Here is a 21237-nt window from a genome sequence, read left to right as displayed (position 1 = left end):
ATCGTATCGCGGTTCTGAAATCGGCATCAGGCATATCACGGAAGGAAATTCATGACCGACCAGCTACGCCGGAAAGTCCTGCTGGGAGCGGCGGCGATTCCGCTTGCCGCAGTGGTTCCCTCGGCCACCAGCGGGACCGCGGCCGCGACACCCGCCGCCACCGCGCCGGACCTGTCCGCCACCGTGATCACGCCGGCCGATCGCCGGTACGCCGACCTGGTCATCGGTTCCAACGCCCGGTTCGTCGCCAGACCGGGACAGATCCACGTGGTCCACTCGGCCGCGCAGGTCGTGCGGTCGGTACAGGGCGCGGTGAGCGCGGGTAAGAAGGTCGTCGTCCGCAGCGGAGGGCACTGCCTGGAGGACTTCGTGCACGCGCCCTCCGTACAGGTGATCATCGACCTGTCCGAGCTGAACGAGACCGGCTACGACCCGGAGCGCGGAGCGTTCTTCGTCGAGCCGGGCGCCGGTCTCGGCGAGGTCTACCGCACGCTGTACAAGAGATGGGGCGTCACCATCCCCGCCGGTCTGACCCCGACCGTCGGCGCGGGCGGGCATTTCAGCGGCGGCGGCTACGGCAGGCTGAGCCGGCTGCACGGCAGCTGCGTCGATCACCTGTACGGGATCGACGTCGTGGTGGTCGCCGGGGACGGAACGGCCAGGCTGGTCAGCGCGACCAGGGAGCCGACCGACCCCAACCACGACCTGTGGTGGGCGCACACCGGTGGGGGTGGCGGAAACTTCGGCATCGTGACCAGGTACTGGTTCCGCTCCCCGGACGCCACCGGGACCGACCCGGCCACCCTGCTGCCCACGCCACCCGCGACCGTGCTGGACAGCCTGGTGCGGTGGTCATGGGCGGACATGACGCAGGCCGCCTTCCGTCGGCTGCTGCACAACCACGGTCGTTGGCACGAGCTCAACAGCGCCCCGGACTCGCCCTACGCCAGCCTCTACAGCCTGTTCACCGTGCTACGCAAGCAGTCGGGCGTCCTCGACCTGAACACCACCCTGGACGGCACGCTGCCCAACGCCGACACGTTGCTGGCCGACTACCTGGCCGCGCTGAACGACGGGGTGAACGTGCCGTTCACCCACGACGTGCGGCGCGACCCGTGGCTCAAGGCGACGCTGCTGTCCCGCACCCCGGACACGTTCAGCGGCACCCGGGCGAAGGTCAAGGCCGACTACCTGCGCACGGCGTTGCCCGACGAGCAGCTCGACATCGCGTACGGGTGGCTGACCAGCACCGACTACGACAACCCGGTCGGCGGATGGCTGATCACCTCCTACGGCGGCAGGGTCAACACCGTCGCACCGACGGCCACCGCGCTGGCCCAGCGCGACTCGGTGAACAAGGTGGTCTACGTCAACAGTTGGACCAACTCGGCCGAGGACACCGAGCACCTGCGGTGGATCAGGGAGTTCTACCGGGAGATGCACGCCGACACCGGCGGCGTGCCGGTCCCCGGCGAGGTCTACGACGGCGCCTACATCAACTACGCGGATGCCGACCTCGCCGATCCCGCCTGGAACACCTCAGGTGTGCCATGGCACTCCCTCTACTACAAGGAGAACTACCCGAGGTTGCAGCAGGTGAAAGGCCGGTGGGATCCGCGGGAGGTGTTCAGTCACGCGCTCTCCGTGCGGCCACCGAGCTGACCGTTGACCAGCGCGGCGGGCGTCCGGCCCGCCGCGCCGGTCTCCGGCTTCCGGTGATCACTCGGCCGGGTGCCGCGCAGCCGCTTGAACGCCACGCTCAGTGCGAAGGCGTTGGCGTAGCCCACCTTCTTCGCGATCGTGCCCACCGTGTGGTCGGTCTCCCGCAGCAGGTCCGCGGCCAGGGCGATCCGCCAGCTCGTGAGGTAGGCCATCGGCGGTTCGCCGACCTGCGCGGTGAACCGCCGGGCGAGCGCGGCCCGCGACACCCCCACCCTGGTCGCCAGTTCCGCCACCGTCCACGGGTGTACGGGGGTGTCGTGCAGCAGCCGCAGCGCGGTACCCACCACCGGATCGTCCAGCGCCCGGCACCAGGCGGGGGCACTGGCTTCGGGGTTGTCGAACCACCGGCGCAGCGCGGAGACGAGCATCAGGTCCAGCATGCGGTCCAGCACCAGCTGCTGCCCCGGGCGGTCTCTGGCGACCTCATCGGCCACCATCTCCACCGGCAGGCAGGTGCTGTCCTCGGCCGGCACCGACAGCACGGCGGGCAGGGCGTGCAGCAGCCGTTCGCTGAGTGCTCCCCGGCGCTCGAAGGCCCCGCTGAGCAACACCGCGGCCCCGTCGTCCGGCGTTCCACAGGCCCTGGCCGGCCTGGACACGTACTCGACGCCCTCGGCCGTCGGGCAGTAGTCGGCCCTGGTCACCACCAGCGACGGGGTGGTCGCGGGGTCGTCGGCCACCGCATAGGGCACATCGCCCCGGATGACGGCGATGTCACCGGTCCTGATGAGCACCGGTTCGTGTCGGTCGGGAACGATCCACGCCTGGCCGCGAAGCATCATGGCCAGCGTCAGCGGGGCGCCGCTGGCCATCCGCATGGCCCACGGCGGTCGCATGGTCGTCTGCCGGAAGACAGCGCCACGCGCCCGCACCTCGGCCAACAGGTCCGACACGACGTCCATGGCCTCATTGTAGACGTCCAGACATCAAACGGAGCTTATTAGCCATGGATTGTCTCGACGTCAACCGATTGACTCAGGTCATGTCTGACCATCCAATTCTCGTCACCGGGGCGACCGGCAAGTCTGGCCGTCGCGTCGTGAGCCAACTGCGAGCCAAGGGACTGCCGGTCCGCGCCGCGGCCCGCGGCGGTGAACACGTGTTTGACTGGACCGACAACAGCACCTGGGACTCCGCCCTGGAGGGTGCGCGGTCGGTCTACATCGTACAGCTGGACGGCACGATGCTCGTTCGCCCGTTCGTGGACCTGGCGGTGAAACACGGCGTGCAGCGGCTCGTGCTGGCCTCGGGGCGCGGGATCGACAACGAGGACTACGCGAACGACGGCAGCGGTGCGCTGGACGGCCTTCTCGACAGCGAGGCCGCGGTGCGCGAGAGCGGTCTCGAATGGACGATCAGCAGGCCGGGCTGGTTCGCGCAGAACTTCAGCGAGGGCTTCTTCGCCGACGCCGTCCGGGCGGGTGAGGTGCGGTTGCCCGGCGGCGACGGGGCGGCCAGCTTCGTCGACGCCGAGGACATCGCCGCGGTGGTGGTCGCCGCGCTGACCGAGGACAAGCACGCTGGGGAGATCTACGAGCTGTCCGGCCCGCGCGGGGTGACCCTGGCCGAGGCGGTCACCACCATCTCCGAGGCCGCCGGCCGCGAGGTCCGCTACGTGTCGCTGTCGGTCGACGACTATGTCGCCGAACTCGTTCAGCAGGGGTTGTCCCAGGAGGACGCCACCGCCTTCGCCGACATCGTCGAGCCGTTGAGGAGCGGAACCGACGAGTACGTCTCCGATGGCGTGGAGCGTGCCCTCGGCCGCCCGCCACGGACCTTCGCCGAGTTCGCCAAGTCCACCGCCGAGGCAGGCGGCTGGGCGGTCTGACCCCGGCCGGGCCCCCGACAGCGCGCGGCGCCGGGGGCCCGGCCGTGACCACGAAGTAGGAATCATGGATGGGTCCACACCCCGGTCGACCTGTCTATTCGATGCACGCCGAACAAAACGCGCACTACGTCCAGTATAGGGAGTGCTAACCTATAGGGGGACGTAAATTTAGATGGGGGAAACCATGACTGGGGCTCATATTGCCGCCGATGACTCGTCGGTGACACAGAGACGCTATGACGTGATCGTCGTCGGCGCCGGGTTCGCGGGGGCGGCAGCGGCTCGCGAACTCACGGCGCAGGGGTTCGAAACGCTCGTTCTCGAAGCGCGCCACCGGGTCGGTGGGCGCACCTGGACGGATACCTTCGCGGGAAAGAGTGTCGAGCTGGGGGGTCAATTCGTATCAGATTCACAGCCACTGGTGGCGGACGCGCTACGCCGATACGGCATCGGAACCATCGCCGGGCCGGAACTGACCCGCGCGGTGATGCCGACGCTGGACGGCCCACAAAATTTCACGCTCACTGATCTTCTCACCCGCCAGGGTGGGCTCCTGGAGAGGCTGTTCGAGGGCTCGAAGGAGTATTTCCCCCAGCCCGGAAATCCGCTTTTCCGCAAGGAGCTGATCAGCGAGCTCGATCACCTTTCGCTGCGCGACCGGCTCGACGAGTTGGCGCTGTCGCCCGCTGACGAGAAGTGGGTCACCGGCATCACCGCGGGCCAGTCCGGCGGTTCCAGTTCCTTCGGCGCGCTGACCTCGCTGGCACAGTGGTGGTCGCTGGCCGGCTGGGACCCCGCCAACTGGTATGCCAGTCAGGTCATGCGCCCGGCCACCGGCATGTCGGGACTGATCAGGGCCGTCCTCGACGACTCGCGGGCCACGGTGTGCCTGAACACGCCGGTCCGTGCGGTCACCCAGCTCGGCAACCGGGTCGTCGTCACCGCCGGACTCGGCCAGAGCTACACGGCCAAGACCGTGGTAATGGCCGTTCCGGTCAACGTGTGGAAGACGATCAAGTTCCTTCCCGGTCTCCCCAAGGTGCACGCTACCGCGACCCGGCAGGGCGTCGGCGTACCCAACATCAGCAAGCTGTGGCTCCACGTGCGCGGCGTCGAGGACGAGGTCGTCGTCAACGGCGCTGAGGGCGACCCGTTCGCCGCCATGATCTCGCAGGGCAAGCTGGACGACGGCCAGCTGATGTTCGCCATCAACAGTCTGCCCGCCCTGGACATCAGGGACCGCTCGGCCATCGAGCTGGCGGTGAAGGAGGTCCTGCCGGAGGCGACCCTGGTCGACTTCCGCGCGCACGACTGGGGGAACGACCCGTACTCCCAGGGTGCCTGGGCGCTGCGTAAGCCCGGCCAGCTCACCGCTCAGCTGCCCGGGATCCAGCGGCCGCACGGCAGGTTCGTCTTCGCCACCTCCGACATCGCCAGTGGCTGGATCGGCTTCATCGAGGGAGCCTTCGAGTCGGGAATCCGTGCGGCGGAGCAGGCGACCGAGATCGCGAAAGGCGCTGGCTCGTAGCGACGTCCTCCGCGCGTTCAGGTCCTGAACGCGCGGAGGATGCCCGTTCGTCTACCTAATCGGACTGACGAGTCTGGTTTCCGGTGTGTACTCTTCCGGGCATGTCGACGAGAATCGAGACTTCACTCAGCCGGTGAGCGTGTCCAGCGAGCGCAGTGCGCTCGACCGCCCGGTTTCCCTGTTCGAACACGCGCAACGGCTGCACCGGCGCACCCCGGACGATCCGCTGCCGGCCGGTGGCCGCCCGTTCCCCGACGATGGCGACCAGCCCCGTATCCCGTACCCAGAGCGAAAACCGGCCCTGACGGCCGCCCTCCGGGAGTTCCTCGCCACCCCGTCGTCGGCCCAGGATCTGCACGACGTCTGTACCCGGCTGACGATCAGCTCCAGAGACGTGGCCTGGGTCAGCGAGACCGTGCCCCAGCCGTCCCCGCGACTGCTGGACATCGCCCGGTGGCTGGTTCGCCACGGCACCGACCGGCGGGCGGTCATCGTCGGCCTTGGCCTGCTGGGTGGCCACGCCGAACAGCACGACATCCCCATGCTGACGGTCATCGGGAGGTTGAGCTTCGCGGACTACCTCGCCATCGGGGCGCTGACGAGGATCCCGGGCGCGGAGCGGGACCTGATCTGGCTCGCTGAGCGATCACGGAGCCATCCCCGCATCCGCGCCGTGGAGTCCCTGCTGGGGCACCGGGATCCGGCCGTTCGCGACTGGGTGCGGTGCACGCCACGGGAGTTGCTCTCCAGCGACCTCGCACGCAAGATCGCCCAGGCGCACGCGCTGGCGGAGCTGCTGAACGGGCCCGCGGTCGACGACGCGCTGTGGGACCAGGCGGGAAACCTCCTGCTCGCCATGACCAGCACCCGCAACTACCGGTCCGAGATCGGCCGCTACCCGGACGCGCCGGCGGTCTACCAGCGCTGGGTCACCCTCGCCGGCCAACGGCCGCCCACCCTGGGGCGGGCCACGCTGCTGGCCACGGTCGCCGAGGACCTGCGTACCGGCCCGGCCGCACCCGTGGTCGGCGAGTCGCGTGGCCGGCTCGTCGACCGGATCGGCAGCCTGCTGTCCGCCGGGCCGTGGCTGGCGCGGCTGCGCCGCGACGCGCGGTCCGCTGATCCGGTCGAGGCCAGGCGCGCGGCGTGGGTCATCGCGCAGACCGCCAAGGGCGGCGTGCCGGCGGGCCGGTTCGTCGTCCAGGTCGTCGTGCCAGCACCAGAAACGGTCGGCTTCCCGGTCGTCGAGGCCAGGATCCTGATCGACGGGATGCCGGTGGTCGCGACGGCCTTCGACCGGGGTGGTGCCGAGAGCCCGGAACAACTGCTCCACAGTGGACGGTTACGGGCGACCGACGACCCCCGGGAGGTCCGGCTCGCCGAGGCGTACTGCACCGAGGGTTGTTGCGGGGGGCTGTATGTCACGATCACCCGGGACGGGCCGGAGGTGGTCTGGCAGGACTGGCGCTCGTCGACGCCCGGCGACCCTCCACAGGAGACCCGGTTCGACGCGGCCGACTACGACCGGGAGATCGCCCGCGCCGAACGGGACCACAGCTGGGAATGGCCGGCCAGGACCGTGGCCAGGCTCGTCGCCGAGCGACTCGACACGGACCCGACGATCCTGGGCCGGTGGGACTGCCGTCCCGGCTGGTGTACCGCGTGGCTACGGGACCTCGACCGCGTGCGCCTGACCTTCGAGCACCCGGCCCGACGCACCCCGTCCGACGAACCGTCGGTGCAGTTCGGCCTCGTCGTGGACGTCCACGACCAAGACCCGGCGGCGCTGGCCGCGGCGGTCATCGAGTCCATTCTGGACATCGACCCGAAGACCACCGCGGAGATCGTCGGCGGCAGCCAGGACGGCGCCGAGAAACTCGGGCTCACCTACCGGAAACCGACCCGCTGGTGAACGCGTGCCGCGAGCGCTACCCGACCTGGAGTTCCCGCAACAGCACGTGGCTGTCGGCGTTGAACCAGTACTCGGCCAGCTTCCCGTGCTCCAGGCGCAGCGTGTCCGTGCCGGTCCAGGTCACCACGGTGCCCACCGGGGCGTTGGCACCGGGGAAACCGCCGCCGTAGGTGCCGGTCGCGATCCACCGGCCGGACATGTGGTCGTGGTCGATCAGCGGGCCGACCTCGAGGGTGAACTCCAGGTCGGGGAACACGCCCCGGATCTGCTGGACCAGACCCACCAGCCCCTCCGGACCGCGGATGGCGCTGCCGTCACCGCCGTCGAGCAGCGCGGCGTGCACCGTGAAGTCACTGGCGATGATCTTCGGTGCCGTCGCGTAGTCACCGTTCCAGATGTCGGTCCACTGCTGGAAAAGGACCTTCTCGTGCGCCGTGCGGCCGTGGTGCCGCTCCCCCGCGCGACCATCGTCGGACTGGGACGCCACCGCCGGCAGTGCGAAGGCACCGGCGGCGACCAGGAGGCCGGCGAGGAGCAACACGGTGCGGCGGCTGCGAAACAAAGCTTTCATCGGTGATTTTTTCCTTGGGTTGGGTAGGGATCACTTGTCCGGGATGAGAATGACCTTGCCCGCGATCGTGCGGGACTCGGCGAGTGCCAGCGCGGCCGCGGCCTCGGTCAGCGGGATCTCCGCCGCGATCTGCGGGGTGAGCACGCCGGCGGTCAGCAGGCCGAACACCTCGGTGAGGTCGTCGGCCAGCTTGCGCCGGAACTTCGTCCGCTGGCGCTCACCGGCCCAGAAGTTGTAGAAGTACGCGCTCCGGCCGTTGGGCATCGCCTGCCAGACCTTCAGCTGGCCGAACAGCTTCAGCACCGGCAGCTGGGAGTTGCCCTGCTCGTTCTTGGTGGCCGCGGTCCCGTAGGAGACCAGCGTGCCGCCCTTGCGCAGCAGTTGCCATGACCGCGCCAGCCCCGGCCCGCCGACGTGGTCGAACACCGCGTCCACGCCATCCGGCGCGAGCTCGGCGATCCGGTCGTACAGGTCCGGGTCGCGGTAGTCGACCGGACTCGCGCCCAGCGCGCGCACGGCATCGTGGTGGCGCTGCGCGGCCGTGCCGATCACCGTGGCCCCCGCGTACCTGGCCAGCTGCACGAGCGTGGAGCCGACGCCGCCGTTGGCACCGAGCACCACGACGATGCCGCCCGACTGGACGTGCGCCAACCGGTGCAGCATCTGCCAGGCGGTGATCCCGTTGACCAGCACGGTCTCCGCGGCGGCCGGGGAAACGCCGTGCGGCACGGGCACCAGGTCCTCGGCGTCGAGCAGCACATGGCTGGCCCACCCGCCGGTCTTGGTGACCGCCGCGTACCGCCGGCCGGTCAGCCCGGTGGCCACCCCCGGCCCGGTCGCGGTGACCGTGCCGACCAGGTCGTAGCCGGGCACGAACGGGAACGGCGGCTGGTTGTAGTACTTGCCGAGCCGCATCTGCTGCTCGGCGAACGACACGCCGGTCGCCTCCATCCGCAGGACGACCTGTCCCTCGGCGGGTGCCGGGAGGTCGCGGGTGCGCACCTCCAGGCCGCTCGGCTCGACCACGGCCGGCAGGACGACCTCGATGGCGCGCGTGGTGACGGCGCTGGTCACTGGTACTCCTTTCACTCGACCCGATGTCGTGGCACATCGTTGTGTGACCTGGCCGCCGGCCGCATCGGTAGAAACTACGTAGCGCGGTCCCAGACAACGCGCACCACGCGCCCGGTCCGATCCGCCGCCGGTGTGCCTGGCGCCGGCCGGAAATAGGCAACGCTTGCCGATGTGCGCCGCGCCGGGGGTGGCGCACCATGGCGCATCCCGTGCCGTACCGGTCTTTCGCGGCTGTCGACGGGAAAACCTTGTGAACAAAGGAAAGGATGTCAATGAGGGTACGGTTCAGATCGCTTGCCGTCGCGGTGGCGACGGTCGGGGCAGCGATCGCCCTGGTGGCGCCCGCGCAGGCGGTGGCGCACGCGGGCGGGCACGGCGGTGAGACCTGCGCGCGGTGCGGCGGCGTGACCGTCGACCAGGGCGCGCCGGTGATCGCCCGCGCCAGGGTGTTCGTGCGGGCTTCCTCCTTCCGCCTCTGGCGCCTGCACACCGCGATCGACAAGTGGGACAGCTGGATCCCGGAGATCACGCCGGCGAGCAAACGGACGCCGGGGCCGCTGCGGCCGGGCTCGGTCTTCGACTGGTCGCCGCAGAACATGCGGGTGACCTCCACGGTGCGGACGGTCCGGCCGCTGCGGTGCATCGCCTGGGCCGCGCCGGTCGACGGGATCGACGGCGTACACCTGTGGACCTTCACGCCGGTTCGTGGCGGCGTGATCGTCACGACCGAGGAGTCCTGGGCGGGTGCGCCGGTCGAGGCCGACGTCCCCGGTTTCCAGCACCTCCTCCAGACCGGACTGGACGACTGGGTGCTGCGCATCAAGGAGACCGCCGAAGCCCGGTAGGGGTGTGCGGACGCGTGGCGGAGGTGTCAGACCTCCGTCGCGCGTCCGCGCGCGAGATCGGGATGGTCGCGCAACTGCCGGCGGGAGCTGATCCCGAGCTTGCGGAAGATGTTGCGCAGGTGGGCGTCGACGGTGCGTTTGCTGATGAACAGCGCGACCGCGACCTCGTTGGAGGTGGCGCCCGCCGCGACCTGCCTGGCCACGGCGAGCTCCTGCGCGGTGAGCTTCTCGTAGGTCGACGCGGACCGGTTGGCGACCCGTTCGCCGACCGCGGCCAGCTCGTCGGCGGCCCGGCGGGCGAAGCCATCGGCACCGGCCGTGGACAACAGGTCGTGCGCGGACCGCAGGTGATGCACGCAGTCCCTGCGCCGGCCCTTACGGCGCAACCACTCCCCGTACCCGAGGTGCGCGCGGGCGCGGTAGGGGACCAACGGACCGTCGGCGAGCCGCTCGACCGCCTCCCGGTAGTGCTCCTCGACGCCGGTGACCAAACCCCGTGCCCAGGCCCAACAGCGCGGTCTTGCCGATGCCGGCCTCGCCGGTGAGGACCGCCGCCCCGCCCCGCGCGGGCGGCATCGATCAGCGCGGTGAGCCGCCGCGTCTCCCGCTCCCTGCCGACGAGCGGGTCGACCGTGCCGCACTTCCCCGACCGCGCCGGCCGGCCGGTCATGGCGAGACCAGGCCCGCCTCGTAGGCGAAGATCGTCAGCTGCACCCGGTTGGTGACATCGAGCTTGGCGAAGGTCCTGGTGATGTGGGTCTTCACGGTGGCCTCGCTGAGAAACAGCGCCGCGGCGATCTCGGCGTTGGACCTGCCAGTGGCCACCGCGACCACCACCTCGCGTTCCCGGTCGCTCAACGAGCCGAGTAGCCCCGCCGCCCGCCGCCGGCGCGGGTTGACCCGCGCGGCGACGAAGTGGCCGATCAGCTTCGTGGTGGTGCGCGGCGACAGCATCATCTCCCCACGCGCGACGATCCGCACCGCCTCGACGATCTCCTGCGGCGAGCCCTCCTTGAGCAGGAACCCGCTCGCGCCGGCGGCCAACGCGTCGAAGACGTAGTCGTCGAGGTCGAACGTGGTCAGCACGAGCACCTTCGGCGGGTTCGGCTGGGCCATCACGGCGGCGGTCGCGGCCAGGCCGTCCATCCGGCGCATCCGGATGTCCATGATCACCACGTCCGGCGCGTGCGCGTTGACCTGCGGCACGACCTCGTCCCCGTCGCCCGCCTCGGCGACCACCACGATGTCGGTGGCGCTGGCCAGGATCATGGACAGACCGGTGCGCACGAGCGGGTCGTCGTCCACCAACAGGACCCGCAGCAATGTCACCGGGACATGGTAGTCAGGCGGTGGGCTCCCACGGCAGCCAGGCGCGGAGCATGAACTGGCCCTGGTCGGTCGGCCCGGAGTCGACCTTTCCGCCGAGCACCGCGACCCGTTCGGCGATACTGGTCAGCCCGGTTCCCGAGCCGGGAGACGGCGCCGCCGTCGCGGGCAGCGGGTTGCTGATCTCGACCGTGATGCCGAAGCCGGGACCGCCACGCACAACCAGGTCCGCCGGCAGTCCGGGCGCGTGCCGCAGCACGTTGGTGAGCGATTCCTGGACGATCCGGAACACGGCCATGCCAAGGGGCGCCGGCGCGGGCCGGGACTGGTCGAGGAAGACCGTCAGGTTGACCGCGAGCCCGGCCTGGCGGGTCTCGGCGACCAGCGCCGGCAGGTCGGTCAGCGTCGGTTGTGGATGGTCGCGGTGTCCGCCGTCGGTGACGACGGGCTCCCGGCCGTCGCGCAGCACGCCGATCACCTGCCGCAGGTCCTCGAGCGACTGCCGGGCGGTGGTGCGCACCGTGCGGGCGACCTCGCCGGTCTTCGGCGACCCGTTCTGGTGGCTGACCTCCAGCGCGCCGGCGTGCAGGGACAGCAGCGACAGCCGGTGGCCGAGGGCGTCGTGCATCTCGCGGGCGATCCGGGACCGCTCGTCCTGCCGGGCCACCTCGTCGCGCAGCGCGCGTGCCCGGCCCTCCTCCCGCGCGAGGTCCAACCGGTTGCGGCGGGTGATGCCGACCATCAGCGGGATCGCGGTCAGCACGGCCGCGACGATCAGCACGCCGATCACCCTGCCCACCACCGTCTCCATGCCGATCAGCCGGCCGGCCACGGTGACCTCGGCGGTCCAGCCGGAGTCGCGCCACACCGCGAGCGCGGTCACCACATAGACCGCGGCGGCGCCGAGCCAGCGAACCGCGTCCGTGCGGTGCGCGGTGAGCGCGGCCAACGCGACCAGCGCGGCCAGCGAGTCCGACAGCACCAACGGCGGCACCAGCGCGATCCCGGTGACCAGCAGCGGCCACCGGTGCCGCCAGCACAGCATGACCGCCGCGCCGAACGCGGCGAGCAGGCTCAACGTCGACAACCAGGTCGAGTGCACCCGGTCGTCGCCCGGCACGGAACCGTCGGCGCCCCAGACGTAGATGCTGCTCATCACGCTCATCGCCACCGCGATCACCGTCGCCACGACGCCGCGCACGGACCGTCCCATACGGATGAGCCTACGGGTCCGCGGGCCGCGCCCCATCAACCGATGATCGCCCGCACCGACCGGAAGTTGACGACTTTCGGATGACGGCCGCCATGCCCGCGTACGACGCGGTGACCCGGTTTCCACTGCTTGTATCCCTGCCGTCAACATCGTGAAAGGAACATTCGTGAGCCAGCAGATTCCCACCCACTCCTACTCGCAGCCGGCCGCCGCACCCGCGCCGAGCAATGGCCTTGGCACCACCGGGTTCATTCTCGGACTCATCGGTCTCGTGCTGTCCCCGATCCCGTTCATCGGGGTGATCGCCTGGCCACTGGTGATCCTCGGCCTGATCTTCTCGGCCATCGGCTTCTCCAAGGTGAGCAAGGGGAAGGCCACCAACAAGGGCCTGGCGATCGCCGGCATGGTCACCTCGATCATCGGCCTGGCGATCTGCATCGTGTGGGCCTTCGTGATCGACTCCGCGGTGGACGAGGTCAACGAGACGCTCGACGAGGTGGCCAACGAGCAGGTCATCGTGTCCTATGAGGTCACCGGGGACGCGCCGGGCGTGGAGATCGACTACAGCACCTACGGCGACACCGTGGTCAGCCACAACGAGACCATCGACACCCTGCCGTGGAGCAAGGAGGTCGAGACCAAGGGCCTGATGTCCGGCGGCTCGCTGATCGTCACGACCGGCGAGCAGGGCGGTTCGGTGAGCTGCAAGGTCCAGATCGACGGCCAGGAGGTCCAGACCGCCACCGCGTCCGGCCCGTTCGCCATCGCCGACTGCTCCGGCTTCTGAGCGGCAGAAACGATGCCCCTGTCCCGAAACCGGGCCAGGGGCATTGTTGACCGCGCGGCGCCCGGCCGCGACACGACTGCGACACGGCTGCGACCTCGGTCGGACGGCACCGGCACACGGGCGCGCCACAGTCGGCGCCATGACGCGAATCCGGCCGACCCCCACCCCGCGACCGACCGGGCGTGGGGTGCACCTGCCCGCGTTGGACGGCCTGCGCGGGATCGCGATCCTCGGCGTGCTGGTCTTCCACACCGGCTGGCTGCCCGGCGGTTTCCTCGGCGTGGACCTGTTCTTCGCGCTGTCCGGCTACCTCATCACCGACCTGCTGCTCCGGGAGCTCGACGCGACCGGTGGCGTGTCGCTGATCGCCTTCTGGGGCAGGCGGATCCGGCGCCTGGTGCCCGCGTTGGCGGCCATGCTCGCCGGCGTGGCCGTGCTGGTCTGGGCGGTGGCGCCGCCGGAGGTGGTGCGCACGACGCTCGCGGACGGGCCGTGGGTGCAGCTGAACCTGGTCAACTGGCACCTGCTCGCAGAGTCGGCGAGCTACTGGGACCGGTTCGGGGCGGCCAGGGTGTTCGAGCACCTGTGGAGCATCGCGGTCGAGGAGCAGTTCTACCTGGTGTGGCCGGTGCTCCTGGCGGTCATCGCCAGGTGGGGGCACCGAGGGGTCGCGGTGGTCGCCTGCCTGGCGTCGATCGGCTCACTGGTCCTGATGATCATTCTGGTCGACCCCGTCGACCCGACCCGGGTCTACACCGGCACCGACACCCGGGCGTTCTCGCTGCTGCTCGGCGCCGCGGTGGCCACCGGACCGGTGCGCGCGGCGCTTGGCCGGGCGGTCGGCCGCTGGACCGGTGCCGTGCTGGCGATGCTGGCGGCCGGTATCGGCACGGCGTGGGTGCTGGTCGACGGGGTGGGCTCGCCGTGGCTGTTCACCGGCGGCCTCTTCGCGCACTCGCTGGCCGGCGCGCTGCTGGTCGGGCTCTGTGTCGCCGCACCGTCCACTGTGGTCGCCACCGTCCTTGCCTGGCCGCCGTTTCGCTGGCTGGGAATGATCTCTTACAGCCTGTACCTGTGGCACTGGCCCGTTCTCGTGCTGTTCCCACCACAGTGGACGGTGGTCGCCTGCCTCGTGTCGATCGGCCTGGCCGCGCTGTCCAGGTACCTGGTCGAGGACCCGGTGCGCTTCCGTGCCGGCTGGGCGCGCGGGCGACGTGGACTGTTCGCCTTCGTGGCACTCATGATCGGCCTGGCCGTGCTCTGGTGGGCGCTGCCGGCCCCGGCGCCACCCACGATCGACATCACCGACCTCGGCGCCGTTTCCCGCGACACGACCGCGACCTGGCGGTGAAGGCGCCGGGACACGGCGACGGCACCGTCAACACCATGACCACGAACCGAAACCTCGTCCTCGGCCTGCTCCTGTCGACCTGCCTGGCCGCCGCCTGCTCGCCCGGCCAGTCGACCGCGACCGAACCACCCGCCGGACCGGGCCTCGGCCCGGTGCTCCTCCTCGGCGACTCCATCGCGGCGGGCGAGGCGCTGCCGCTGGCCGCCGCGTTCGACGCCAGCGGCGTGGAGTTCGCGTCCGTCGCCGCCGAGGGCGGCGGGAACGTCGTCGGCCCGTTCGCCGACAAGAACTGGCAGCAGCTGCCGGCACAGATCACCGCCGCCGACCCCGCCGTGGTCGTCTACCAGCTCACCACCTACGACTGGGGCACCGAGCAGGAACAGCGAGCAGGCTACGAACGGCTGCTGACCACGGTGACCGACGCCGGCGCGAGGCTGGTCTTCGTCACCTCACCGCCGATCCGGCCGGACGACTTCTACCGCCCACACCTGGCCGAGCTGGACCGCGCCCCCGAGGTCGCCGGCGCGGTCGCGGCCGCGTCGGCCGGCAAAGCGAGCCTGCTCGACGCCGACGCGGTGTGGGGCAGCACCTACCAGCGGGACCGGGACGGCAGGACCGACCGCAGCGCCGACGGCATCCACACCTGCCCACAGGGAGCCGCCCGCTTCGCCAACTGGCTGCTCACCGAACTGGCGACGCTGTTCCCCGACTTCACCCCCGCCCAGCCCCGGGCCTGGGCCAACACCGGCTGGTCAGCCGACGACCACTTCACGGGTTGCTGACCGCTGGCATCATGGCGCGCGTGTGTGCCTATGTGCTGGTGGCCGAGGACGATCCGAAACAGGCCGAGCTCGTGCGCCGGTACCTGTGCCGCGAGGAGCACACCGTGCGGGTCGTCGGCGACGGCCGGGCGGCGATCGACGAGGTGCGCCGGGACCGGCCAGACCTGCTGGTCCTGGACGTGATGATGCCCGGGGTCGACGGTCTGGACGTGTGCCGGGTGCTGCGCCGCGAGTACGACCTCCCGGTGCTGATGGTGACCGCCCGCACCAGCGCAGAGGACAAGCTGCTCGGCTTCGACCTCGGCGCGGACGACTACCTCACCAAGCCCTACGACCCACGCGAGCTGATGGCCAGGGTCCGCTCCCTGCTGCGCCGCGCCCACCGCCCGGCCGACGCCCCCCTGCGCATCGGTGACCTGGCCCTGGACCCCGTGCGGCACGAGGTGCGCGTCGGCGCCCGGCAGGTGCCGTGCACCCCGACGGAGTTCCGGCTGCTGGCCATCCTCGTCGCCGCGCCCGACCAGGTGTTCAGCCGGGGACAGCTGGTCGAGCAGGCGTTCGGCATCGACGGCCACCTCACCGAGCGGACCATCGACGTGCACATCATGAACCTGCGCAGGAAGATCGAGGCCGACCCGCGCGACCCCGACTACCTGCGCACCGTCTACGGCGTCGGCTACAAGGTCACCGATGGCCGCCGACGCGGCTGAACCCCGCTGGCGGCACGGGCTGCGCGCCCGGCTGCTCGCCGGGACGGTGCTGGTCGCCATGTGCTCGATCGGCGCGACGGCGTGGCTGTCGGTGCAGAACACCACCGGCACCATCCAGGCCGCGCAGGGCCAGAACCAGGCCGCCGTCGCCCAGGTCTACGACCGCGTCCTCGCCTACGCCGCCACCCACCCGAGCTGGACGGACGTGGCCCCGGTGCTCGCCACGCTCAGCCACGACACCGGGCTGCGGATCGGGCTCACCACCGGCAACCGGGTGCCCATCGCCGGCGCGTTCGGCGCGGACGACCCGCCGTTGCCGGCCAAGCCCGCCGCGGTGGCCGACCCGCTGGCCGTGGACGTCACGCTGGCCCCGAAGGCCCCCGACGACCGGATCGACGCCCGCGCGATCGGCCCGTTCCGGCTGCTCCCCAAGGAACGGGCCGACCTGCGCACGGAAGCGGACCTGGCGGCGAAATGCTTACAGGCCAAGGGATCGGCGGCCACGGTGGTGGCGACGGCGAGCGGCCGGTCGTTCGTGCGCTCACCGGGGCTGCCCGACCGGGACTGCGACCGCACCGGCGTCGCGGAGGACGCCCCCGTGTTCCTGCCGACCGGCACCGAGGAGCAGGCGCTGCTGGTCCTCAACGGATACCTGGGCACCTGTCTGGACGACCGCGCGATCCGCCCCTACGAGGCGCTGCTCACCGCGGCCGGCGGCTTCGTGCCCGCCGACCGCGACGCCGACCGGCAGGTCTTCTTCGAGTGCCTGAGCTGGAGCCGGCAGCTGCTGCTGTCCCCGTACGTCACGCCGGCGGCGTTGCTGTTCGTCAGCACGCCCGCCGAGCCGGCGGTGGTCGGGCTGCCCGCGGCCGGCACGCTGCGGATCGTCATCGCCGCGGCGATCGTCCTCGTGCTCACCGTCGGGGTGAGCATGCTGCTGGCCCGGCCAGTGCTGGCGCCGCTGCGCGCGGTGACCGCCGCGACCAAGCGGATGCGGGCCGGCGACCGCACCGCGCGGGCGGAGGTGGCGGCCAGGTGGGAGGTCGCCGAGCTGGCCGCGGCGTTCAACCAGATGTCCGAGCAGGTCGCGCGCAGCGAACGGCAGCGCACCGACCTGGTCAACGACGTGTCCCACGAGCTGCGCACGCCGCTGGGCAACATCCGCGGCTGGCTGGTGGCCACCCAGGACGGTGTCGCCGACCTCGACCCGGCGCTGGTCGACTCGCTGCTGGAGGAAACCCTGGTGCTCCAGCATCTGGTCGACGACCTGCAGGACCTGGCGGCGGCCGAGGCCGGGGAGCTGCCGCTGCGCCCGGTGCCGGTGGACGCCGGCGAGCTGCTCACCCAGGTCGCCGGCGCGGCCCCCGCGCCGATCGCCGTGGCGACCACCGGCGACCTGCGGCTGTCGGCCGACCCGGTGCGGCTGCGCCAGGCGGTGGGCAACCTGGTCACCAACGCCGTGCGGCACACCCCGCCCGACGGCCGGATCACCCTGCGGGGCACACGCGTCGGCGACGAGGTGGTCATCGAGGTCAGCGACACCGGCAGCGGCATCGCGCCCGAGGATCTGCCGCACGTGTTCAACCGGTTCTGGCGCGCGGACCGCTCCCGCAGCCGCGCCACCGGCGGGCGCGGCCTCGGGCTGGCCATCGCGCGGCAGCTGGTCGAGGCGCACGGCGGCGTGCTCGCGGTGGCCAGCACGCTCGGGGTCGGCACGACGTTCACCATCCGACTACCCGCCGGATATGAAGATTCCTGAACACCGCCCGAAGAGGATCTGGACATCGCCGGACCACCCTTGGACCACATGAACCCAGTCCTGCGCGTCGCCGGGCTCGCCGTCCTGATCATGCTGGCCGGCTGCTCGACGCCACCCCCCGACCAGGAAGACAAGGTCGCGACCCTGGAGACCACGGGGTCGGCCCCGACGTCGGTGTCCAGCGTGGCGCCGCCCCCGAGCCGCCCGAGGGAGCGGCTGGACATGACCAACGACGAGCTCATCGAGCAGAACCAGGCCTACAACGACTGCCTGTCCGAACACCTCGGCGGCAAGGGCGCGATCGCGGGAGACGCCGAGATGGCACCGCGTCGGTCGGGGACCCCGGAGGAGATGGCGGCGGCGGAGACCGCCTGCCTGCCCACGAAACCGTTGCCGCCCTGGGAGTACGACATCGCCAACCCGGAGTCCGCCGACTTCCTGCACGCGGTCGTGCAGTGCCTGCGGGACAAGGGCGTCCGCTATGTCGATGAGGAACCGGCCACCCCCGGCGACGACCGGCGCGTGCTGTCCTTCGGCGGCCAGAACAACGACCAGGAGTCGATCTCCAAGGGCCTCAGCCTGATAGGCACCTGCGAGAAGGAACAGACAAACCGTTGAGCCACCAGCAGAAGCCGCCCACCTCCCAACCGCACCCAAGGGGAACGGAACGCGACCCAGCCACAGAAACGGCCGAAACCGGAACACAACTCCCCAGCGCAACCAAGACTGTTGAATCCGGGGTGGCGGTACGGCGCTGGGTGTTGCCGGTTCTGGCGGCGGTGCTGGTGCTCGGTGCCGCCGGGGTGTTCGCCTACAGCCGGTTCACCGAACCGCCGCCCGACCAGGGACCGACCCGCCCGGCCGCGGCGGACACCGTGGCCGTCGAGCGGCGCGACCTGACCAACTCGGTCACCATCAGCGGCACGCTCGGGTTCGGCACCCCGACGACGTTCACCGGCCGCAAACCGGGCACCGTCACCAGCCTGCCCTCGGTCGGCACGGTCGTCGGCCGAGGCGAGGAGCTGTACGCGGTGAACGCCCAGCCGGTGCCGCTGCTGTTCGGCGACACCCCGCTCTACCGCACGATCAAGCCGGGCGTGCCCCCCGGCCCGGACGTCGCGGAGCTGATCGACAACCTCCGCGAGCTCGGCTACCGCGACCCCGGCCGCGACGACGAGTTCGGCGACAACACCCACGCCGCCCTGAAACGCTGGCAGCAGAACACCGGGCTGCCCGAGACCGGCGTGCTGGACGCGGGCGACGCGGTGGTGCTGCCCGGCAGCGTCCGGATCGACTCGACGTCGGTCCAGCCGGGCGCGCCGGCGGACGCCGAACTGTTCGCCTACACCTCCCAGCAGCGGTCCGTCACCGCGCCCCTGGACCCCCAACAGCTCGACACGGCCGTGGTCAAGCCGGGCACGAAGGTCACGCTGACGCTGCCCGGCGGGGTGCACACCGCCGGCACGGTCGGCGCGGTCACCAACCAGCCGACGGAGTCGGCCGGTCCAGACGGCGGCGACCAGGCCGCGGTCGCGGCGGTCACGCTCGACGACCAGGCCGCGGTCGCGAAGGTCGACTCCGGCCCGGTGCAGATCACGGTGGTCACCGAGTCCCGCACCGGGGTGCTGGCCGTGCCGGTGACCACGTTGCTCGGCCTCGGCGAGGGCGGCTACGCGCTGCAGGTCGTGCCGGCGAACGGGAAGACCCGCCTGGTGGGCGTGCGGACCGGCCTGTTCGCCGGCGACCTGGTCGAGGTCACCGGCGATGGCCTGACCGAGGGCACGCGGGTGGTGCGGGCGTCGTGACCCCGGCATTGGCCGTGCGGCACGCGAGCAAGAGCTACCCGGGCGACGTGACAGCCCTGGACGACGTGTCGTTGACCGTCGAGCCGGGTGAGCTGCTGGCCATCGTCGGCCCGTCCGGGTCGGGCAAGTCGACGCTGCTGCACCTGATGGGCACCCTGGACCGGCCCAGCAGCGGCACGGTCGAGATCGACGGCCAGGACGTGTCCAGCCTGTCCGACCGCCGGCTCTCGGCGCTGCGCGCCCGCCGGATCGGCCTGGTGTTCCAACGTTTCCACCTGGCCGACGGGCTGACCGCGGCCGAGAACGTGGCCACCGGGCTGCTGTACGCGGGCGTGCCCCGCCGCGACCGCAGGGCCCGCGCGGCCGCCGCGCTGGCCAGAGTCGGCCTGGCCGAACGACTGGCCCACCGCCCCCACCAACTCTCCGGCGGCGAACAGCAGCGGGTGGCCATCGCCCGCGCGCTGGTGAACGAGCCGGCGATCGTGCTGGCCGACGAGCCGACCGGCGCCCTCGACACCACCAACGGCCAGGCCGTGCTGACCGTCCTCACCGAACTGAACCGCGCCGGCACCACCATCGCGGTCATCACCCACGACCGCGACATCGCCGCCGCCCTCCCCCGCCGGGTCGCGCTGCGCGACGGCCGGATCCACCACGACTCCCATTCCTTCCAAGGAGTTCTCCGATGACCGACGACCCGACCCGGCCGGTCCGGCTCAGCCCGGGAGACCTGCTCGGGCTCGGTCTGGTCGGGCCGAGGACCCGGCCGCTGCGCGCGGTGCTCGCCGCGTTGGGCATCGCGATCGGGATCGCCACGCTGGTGGTCGTCGTGGGCATTCCGGCCTCCAGCCAGCGCGCTCTGGACCACCAACTGTCCGCGCTGGGCACCAACCTGCTCCAGGCCCAGGCCGTCTTCGACGAACGCACCCAGGAACTGCCGCCGGTGCCGGCCGATGCCGCCGCGATGGCGGCCAGGATCGGTCCCGTGCAACACACCAGCGCGGTCGCCAACACCCACGCCCAGGTCCGGCGCTCCGACCGCATCCCGGCAGAACAGTCCTCCGGGCTCACCGTGCTCGCCGCGCGCACCGACCTGTTGCCGGTCATCGGCGCGCGGGTCGCCTCCGGGCACTACCTGAACGAGGGCGACGCCGCGCTGCCCGTCGTGGTGCTCGGCGACCAGGCCGCCACCCGCCTGGGGATCACCGAGCTGCGGCGCGGTGAGCCCGCGCCCACCGTGTGGCTGGGCAACCGGTGGTTCACCGTCGTCGGGGTGCTCGCGCCGATCCCGCTGGCGCCGGACGTCGAGCGCGCGGTGCTCGTCGGCTGGTCGGCCGCGAGCACCTGGCTCGCCTTCGACGGCCACCCGACGGTCGTGTACGTGCGGGCGCTGGAGCCGGAGCTGACGGCCGTCCGGTCGGTCCTGGCGGCGACCGTGTTCCCGGAGAACCCGGCGCGGATCGCGGTCAGCCGCCCGTCGGACGCGTTGGCGGCCAAGCGGATCGCGGAGACCACGTTCTCCGGGCTGTTCCTCGGACTGGCCGGGGTGGCACTGCTGGTCGGCGGGGTCGGCGTGGCCAACACGATGGTGGTCTCCGTGCTGGAACGCCGCCGTGAGATCGGGCTGCGGCGGGCGTTGGGCGCCACCCAGGGGCAGATCCGCACCCAGTTCGTCACCGAGTCGGTGGTGCTGTGCCTGTTGGGCGGACTGGCCGGGGTGGCCTTGGGGGTGCTGGGCGCCGCGGGCTACGCCGCCGCCCGCGACTGGCCGGCCACCATCCCGCCGGTCGCCGCGTTCGGCGGCGTGGGCGCCGCGCTGGTCGTCGGCGTGCTGGCGGGCCTGTACCCAGCCGTCCGCGCCTCACAGATGACCCCAACAGCAGCACTAACCACACCCTGACGCCCCCCGGTGGTGGGGTAACGAACGAACGCAGCGAAGGGTCCCTTCACTGCGCCCAGTGCAGCGAAGGGACCCTTCGCTGCGTGGAAACCGGCCCGTCCACCTACCCTGGAGCCAAGATCAG

The 21237-nt window shown here is 71.4% G+C and carries 20 protein-coding genes; 14 read left to right on the top strand and 6 right to left on the bottom strand.

Annotated features, from left to right (window positions below; translation table 11 throughout):
* Positions 1–51: 51 nt before the first annotated feature.
* The gene (locus ACYVIP_RS22090) at positions 52–1662 is read left to right on the top strand and encodes an FAD-dependent oxidoreductase (RefSeq protein WP_460399273.1); all 1611 of its coding nucleotides are present in this window, start codon (positions 52–54) and stop codon (positions 1660–1662) included.
* Here the strand turns inward: ACYVIP_RS22090 and ACYVIP_RS22085 are convergent.
* Positions 1632–2624, bottom strand: coding sequence for an AraC family transcriptional regulator (locus ACYVIP_RS22085; RefSeq protein ID WP_460399271.1), 993 nt, complete (start codon positions 2622–2624; stop codon positions 1632–1634). The genes ACYVIP_RS22090 and ACYVIP_RS22085 overlap by 31 nt on opposite strands.
* Positions 2625–2704: 80 nt before the next feature.
* Between ACYVIP_RS22085 and ACYVIP_RS22080 the strand changes: the two genes are divergently transcribed.
* The 3 genes from ACYVIP_RS22080 to ACYVIP_RS22070 all read left to right on the top strand — a co-directional run bounded on the left by ACYVIP_RS22080 (position 2705) and on the right by ACYVIP_RS22070 (position 6990).
* Complete coding sequence (locus ACYVIP_RS22080) at positions 2705–3550, top strand: NmrA family NAD(P)-binding protein (protein ID WP_460399269.1); 846 nt, start codon at positions 2705–2707, stop codon at positions 3548–3550.
* A gap of 172 nt (positions 3551–3722) precedes the next feature.
* Positions 3723–5078, top strand: coding sequence for a flavin monoamine oxidase family protein (locus ACYVIP_RS22075; protein WP_460399267.1), 1356 nt, complete (start codon positions 3723–3725; stop codon positions 5076–5078).
* A gap of 133 nt (positions 5079–5211) precedes the next feature.
* Positions 5212–6990, top strand: a complete 1779-nt coding sequence (locus tag ACYVIP_RS22070; RefSeq protein ID WP_460399265.1) for a hypothetical protein — start codon at positions 5212–5214, stop codon at positions 6988–6990.
* Between the two features lie 16 nt (positions 6991–7006).
* Here ACYVIP_RS22070 and ACYVIP_RS22065 read toward each other — a convergent pair whose 3' ends face one another.
* Positions 7007–7561, bottom strand: a complete 555-nt coding sequence (locus ACYVIP_RS22065; RefSeq protein ID WP_460399263.1) for an ester cyclase — start codon at positions 7559–7561, stop codon at positions 7007–7009.
* A gap of 30 nt (positions 7562–7591) precedes the next feature.
* Entirely contained in the window at positions 7592–8635 is a 1044-nt protein-coding gene (locus ACYVIP_RS22060; protein WP_460399261.1) for a medium chain dehydrogenase/reductase family protein, read from the bottom strand.
* Between the two features lie 272 nt (positions 8636–8907).
* On the opposite strand from ACYVIP_RS22060, the gene ACYVIP_RS22055 reads away from it, so the two are divergent.
* Positions 8908–9480, top strand: a complete 573-nt coding sequence (locus tag ACYVIP_RS22055; RefSeq protein WP_460399259.1) for an SRPBCC family protein — start codon at positions 8908–8910, stop codon at positions 9478–9480.
* 26 nt (positions 9481–9506) lie between these two features.
* On the opposite strand, the gene ACYVIP_RS22050 is transcribed toward ACYVIP_RS22055, so the two are convergent.
* The 3 genes from ACYVIP_RS22050 to ACYVIP_RS22040 all read right to left on the bottom strand — a co-directional run bounded on the left by ACYVIP_RS22050 (position 9507) and on the right by ACYVIP_RS22040 (position 12019).
* The gene (locus tag ACYVIP_RS22050) at positions 9507–9971 is read right to left on the bottom strand and encodes a helix-turn-helix transcriptional regulator (RefSeq protein WP_460399257.1); all 465 of its coding nucleotides are present in this window, start codon (positions 9969–9971) and stop codon (positions 9507–9509) included.
* A gap of 175 nt (positions 9972–10146) precedes the next feature.
* Positions 10147–10803 (bottom strand): response regulator transcription factor, encoded by a 657-nt coding sequence (locus tag ACYVIP_RS22045; protein WP_460399662.1) that lies wholly within the window; start codon positions 10801–10803, stop codon positions 10147–10149.
* A gap of 19 nt (positions 10804–10822) precedes the next feature.
* Positions 10823–12019 carry a sensor histidine kinase gene (locus ACYVIP_RS22040; RefSeq protein WP_460399255.1) on the bottom strand — a complete coding sequence of 399 codons (1197 nt, stop codon included), beginning with the start codon at positions 12017–12019 and terminating at the stop codon, positions 10823–10825.
* Positions 12020–12185: 166 nt separating this feature from the next.
* On the opposite strand from ACYVIP_RS22040, the gene ACYVIP_RS22035 reads away from it, so the two are divergent.
* The 9 genes from ACYVIP_RS22035 to ACYVIP_RS21995 all read left to right on the top strand — a co-directional run bounded on the left by ACYVIP_RS22035 (position 12186) and on the right by ACYVIP_RS21995 (position 21113).
* Positions 12186–12806, top strand: a complete 621-nt coding sequence (locus tag ACYVIP_RS22035; RefSeq protein ID WP_460399253.1) for a DUF4190 domain-containing protein — start codon at positions 12186–12188, stop codon at positions 12804–12806.
* 139 nt (positions 12807–12945) lie between these two features.
* Complete coding sequence (locus ACYVIP_RS22030; RefSeq protein ID WP_460399251.1) at positions 12946–14157, top strand: acyltransferase family protein; 1212 nt, start codon at positions 12946–12948, stop codon at positions 14155–14157.
* A gap of 35 nt (positions 14158–14192) precedes the next feature.
* On the top strand, positions 14193–14939 hold the full coding sequence (locus tag ACYVIP_RS22025) for an SGNH/GDSL hydrolase family protein (RefSeq protein WP_460399249.1): 747 nt from the start codon (positions 14193–14195) through the stop codon (positions 14937–14939).
* A gap of 20 nt (positions 14940–14959) precedes the next feature.
* Positions 14960–15649 (top strand): response regulator transcription factor, encoded by a 690-nt coding sequence (locus ACYVIP_RS22020; RefSeq protein ID WP_460399660.1) that lies wholly within the window; start codon positions 14960–14962, stop codon positions 15647–15649.
* Complete coding sequence (locus tag ACYVIP_RS22015) at positions 15630–17408, top strand: sensor histidine kinase (RefSeq protein WP_460399247.1); 1779 nt, start codon at positions 15630–15632, stop codon at positions 17406–17408. The genes ACYVIP_RS22020 and ACYVIP_RS22015 overlap by 20 nt, the downstream gene beginning before the upstream one ends.
* 48 nt (positions 17409–17456) lie before the next feature.
* Positions 17457–18026, top strand: coding sequence for a hypothetical protein (locus ACYVIP_RS22010; protein ID WP_460399245.1), 570 nt, complete (start codon positions 17457–17459; stop codon positions 18024–18026).
* A 140-nt stretch (positions 18027–18166) separates the two neighbouring features.
* The gene (locus ACYVIP_RS22005) at positions 18167–19213 is read left to right on the top strand and encodes a peptidoglycan-binding protein (RefSeq protein ID WP_460399243.1); all 1047 of its coding nucleotides are present in this window, start codon (positions 18167–18169) and stop codon (positions 19211–19213) included.
* A complete protein-coding gene (locus ACYVIP_RS22000; RefSeq protein ID WP_460399241.1) occupies positions 19210–19902 on the top strand; it encodes an ABC transporter ATP-binding protein in 693 nt (230 codons plus the stop codon). The genes ACYVIP_RS22005 and ACYVIP_RS22000 overlap by 4 nt, the downstream gene beginning before the upstream one ends.
* On the top strand, positions 19899–21113 hold the full coding sequence (locus tag ACYVIP_RS21995) for an ABC transporter permease (RefSeq protein ID WP_460399239.1): 1215 nt from the start codon (positions 19899–19901) through the stop codon (positions 21111–21113). The genes ACYVIP_RS22000 and ACYVIP_RS21995 overlap by 4 nt, the downstream gene beginning before the upstream one ends.
* Positions 21114–21237: the final 124 nt, after the last annotated feature.

This window comes from Actinophytocola sediminis, assembly GCF_054779715.1.
The sequence above is the reverse complement of the archived record's forward strand: the minus strand, read 5'-3'. Positions and strand labels throughout refer to the sequence as shown.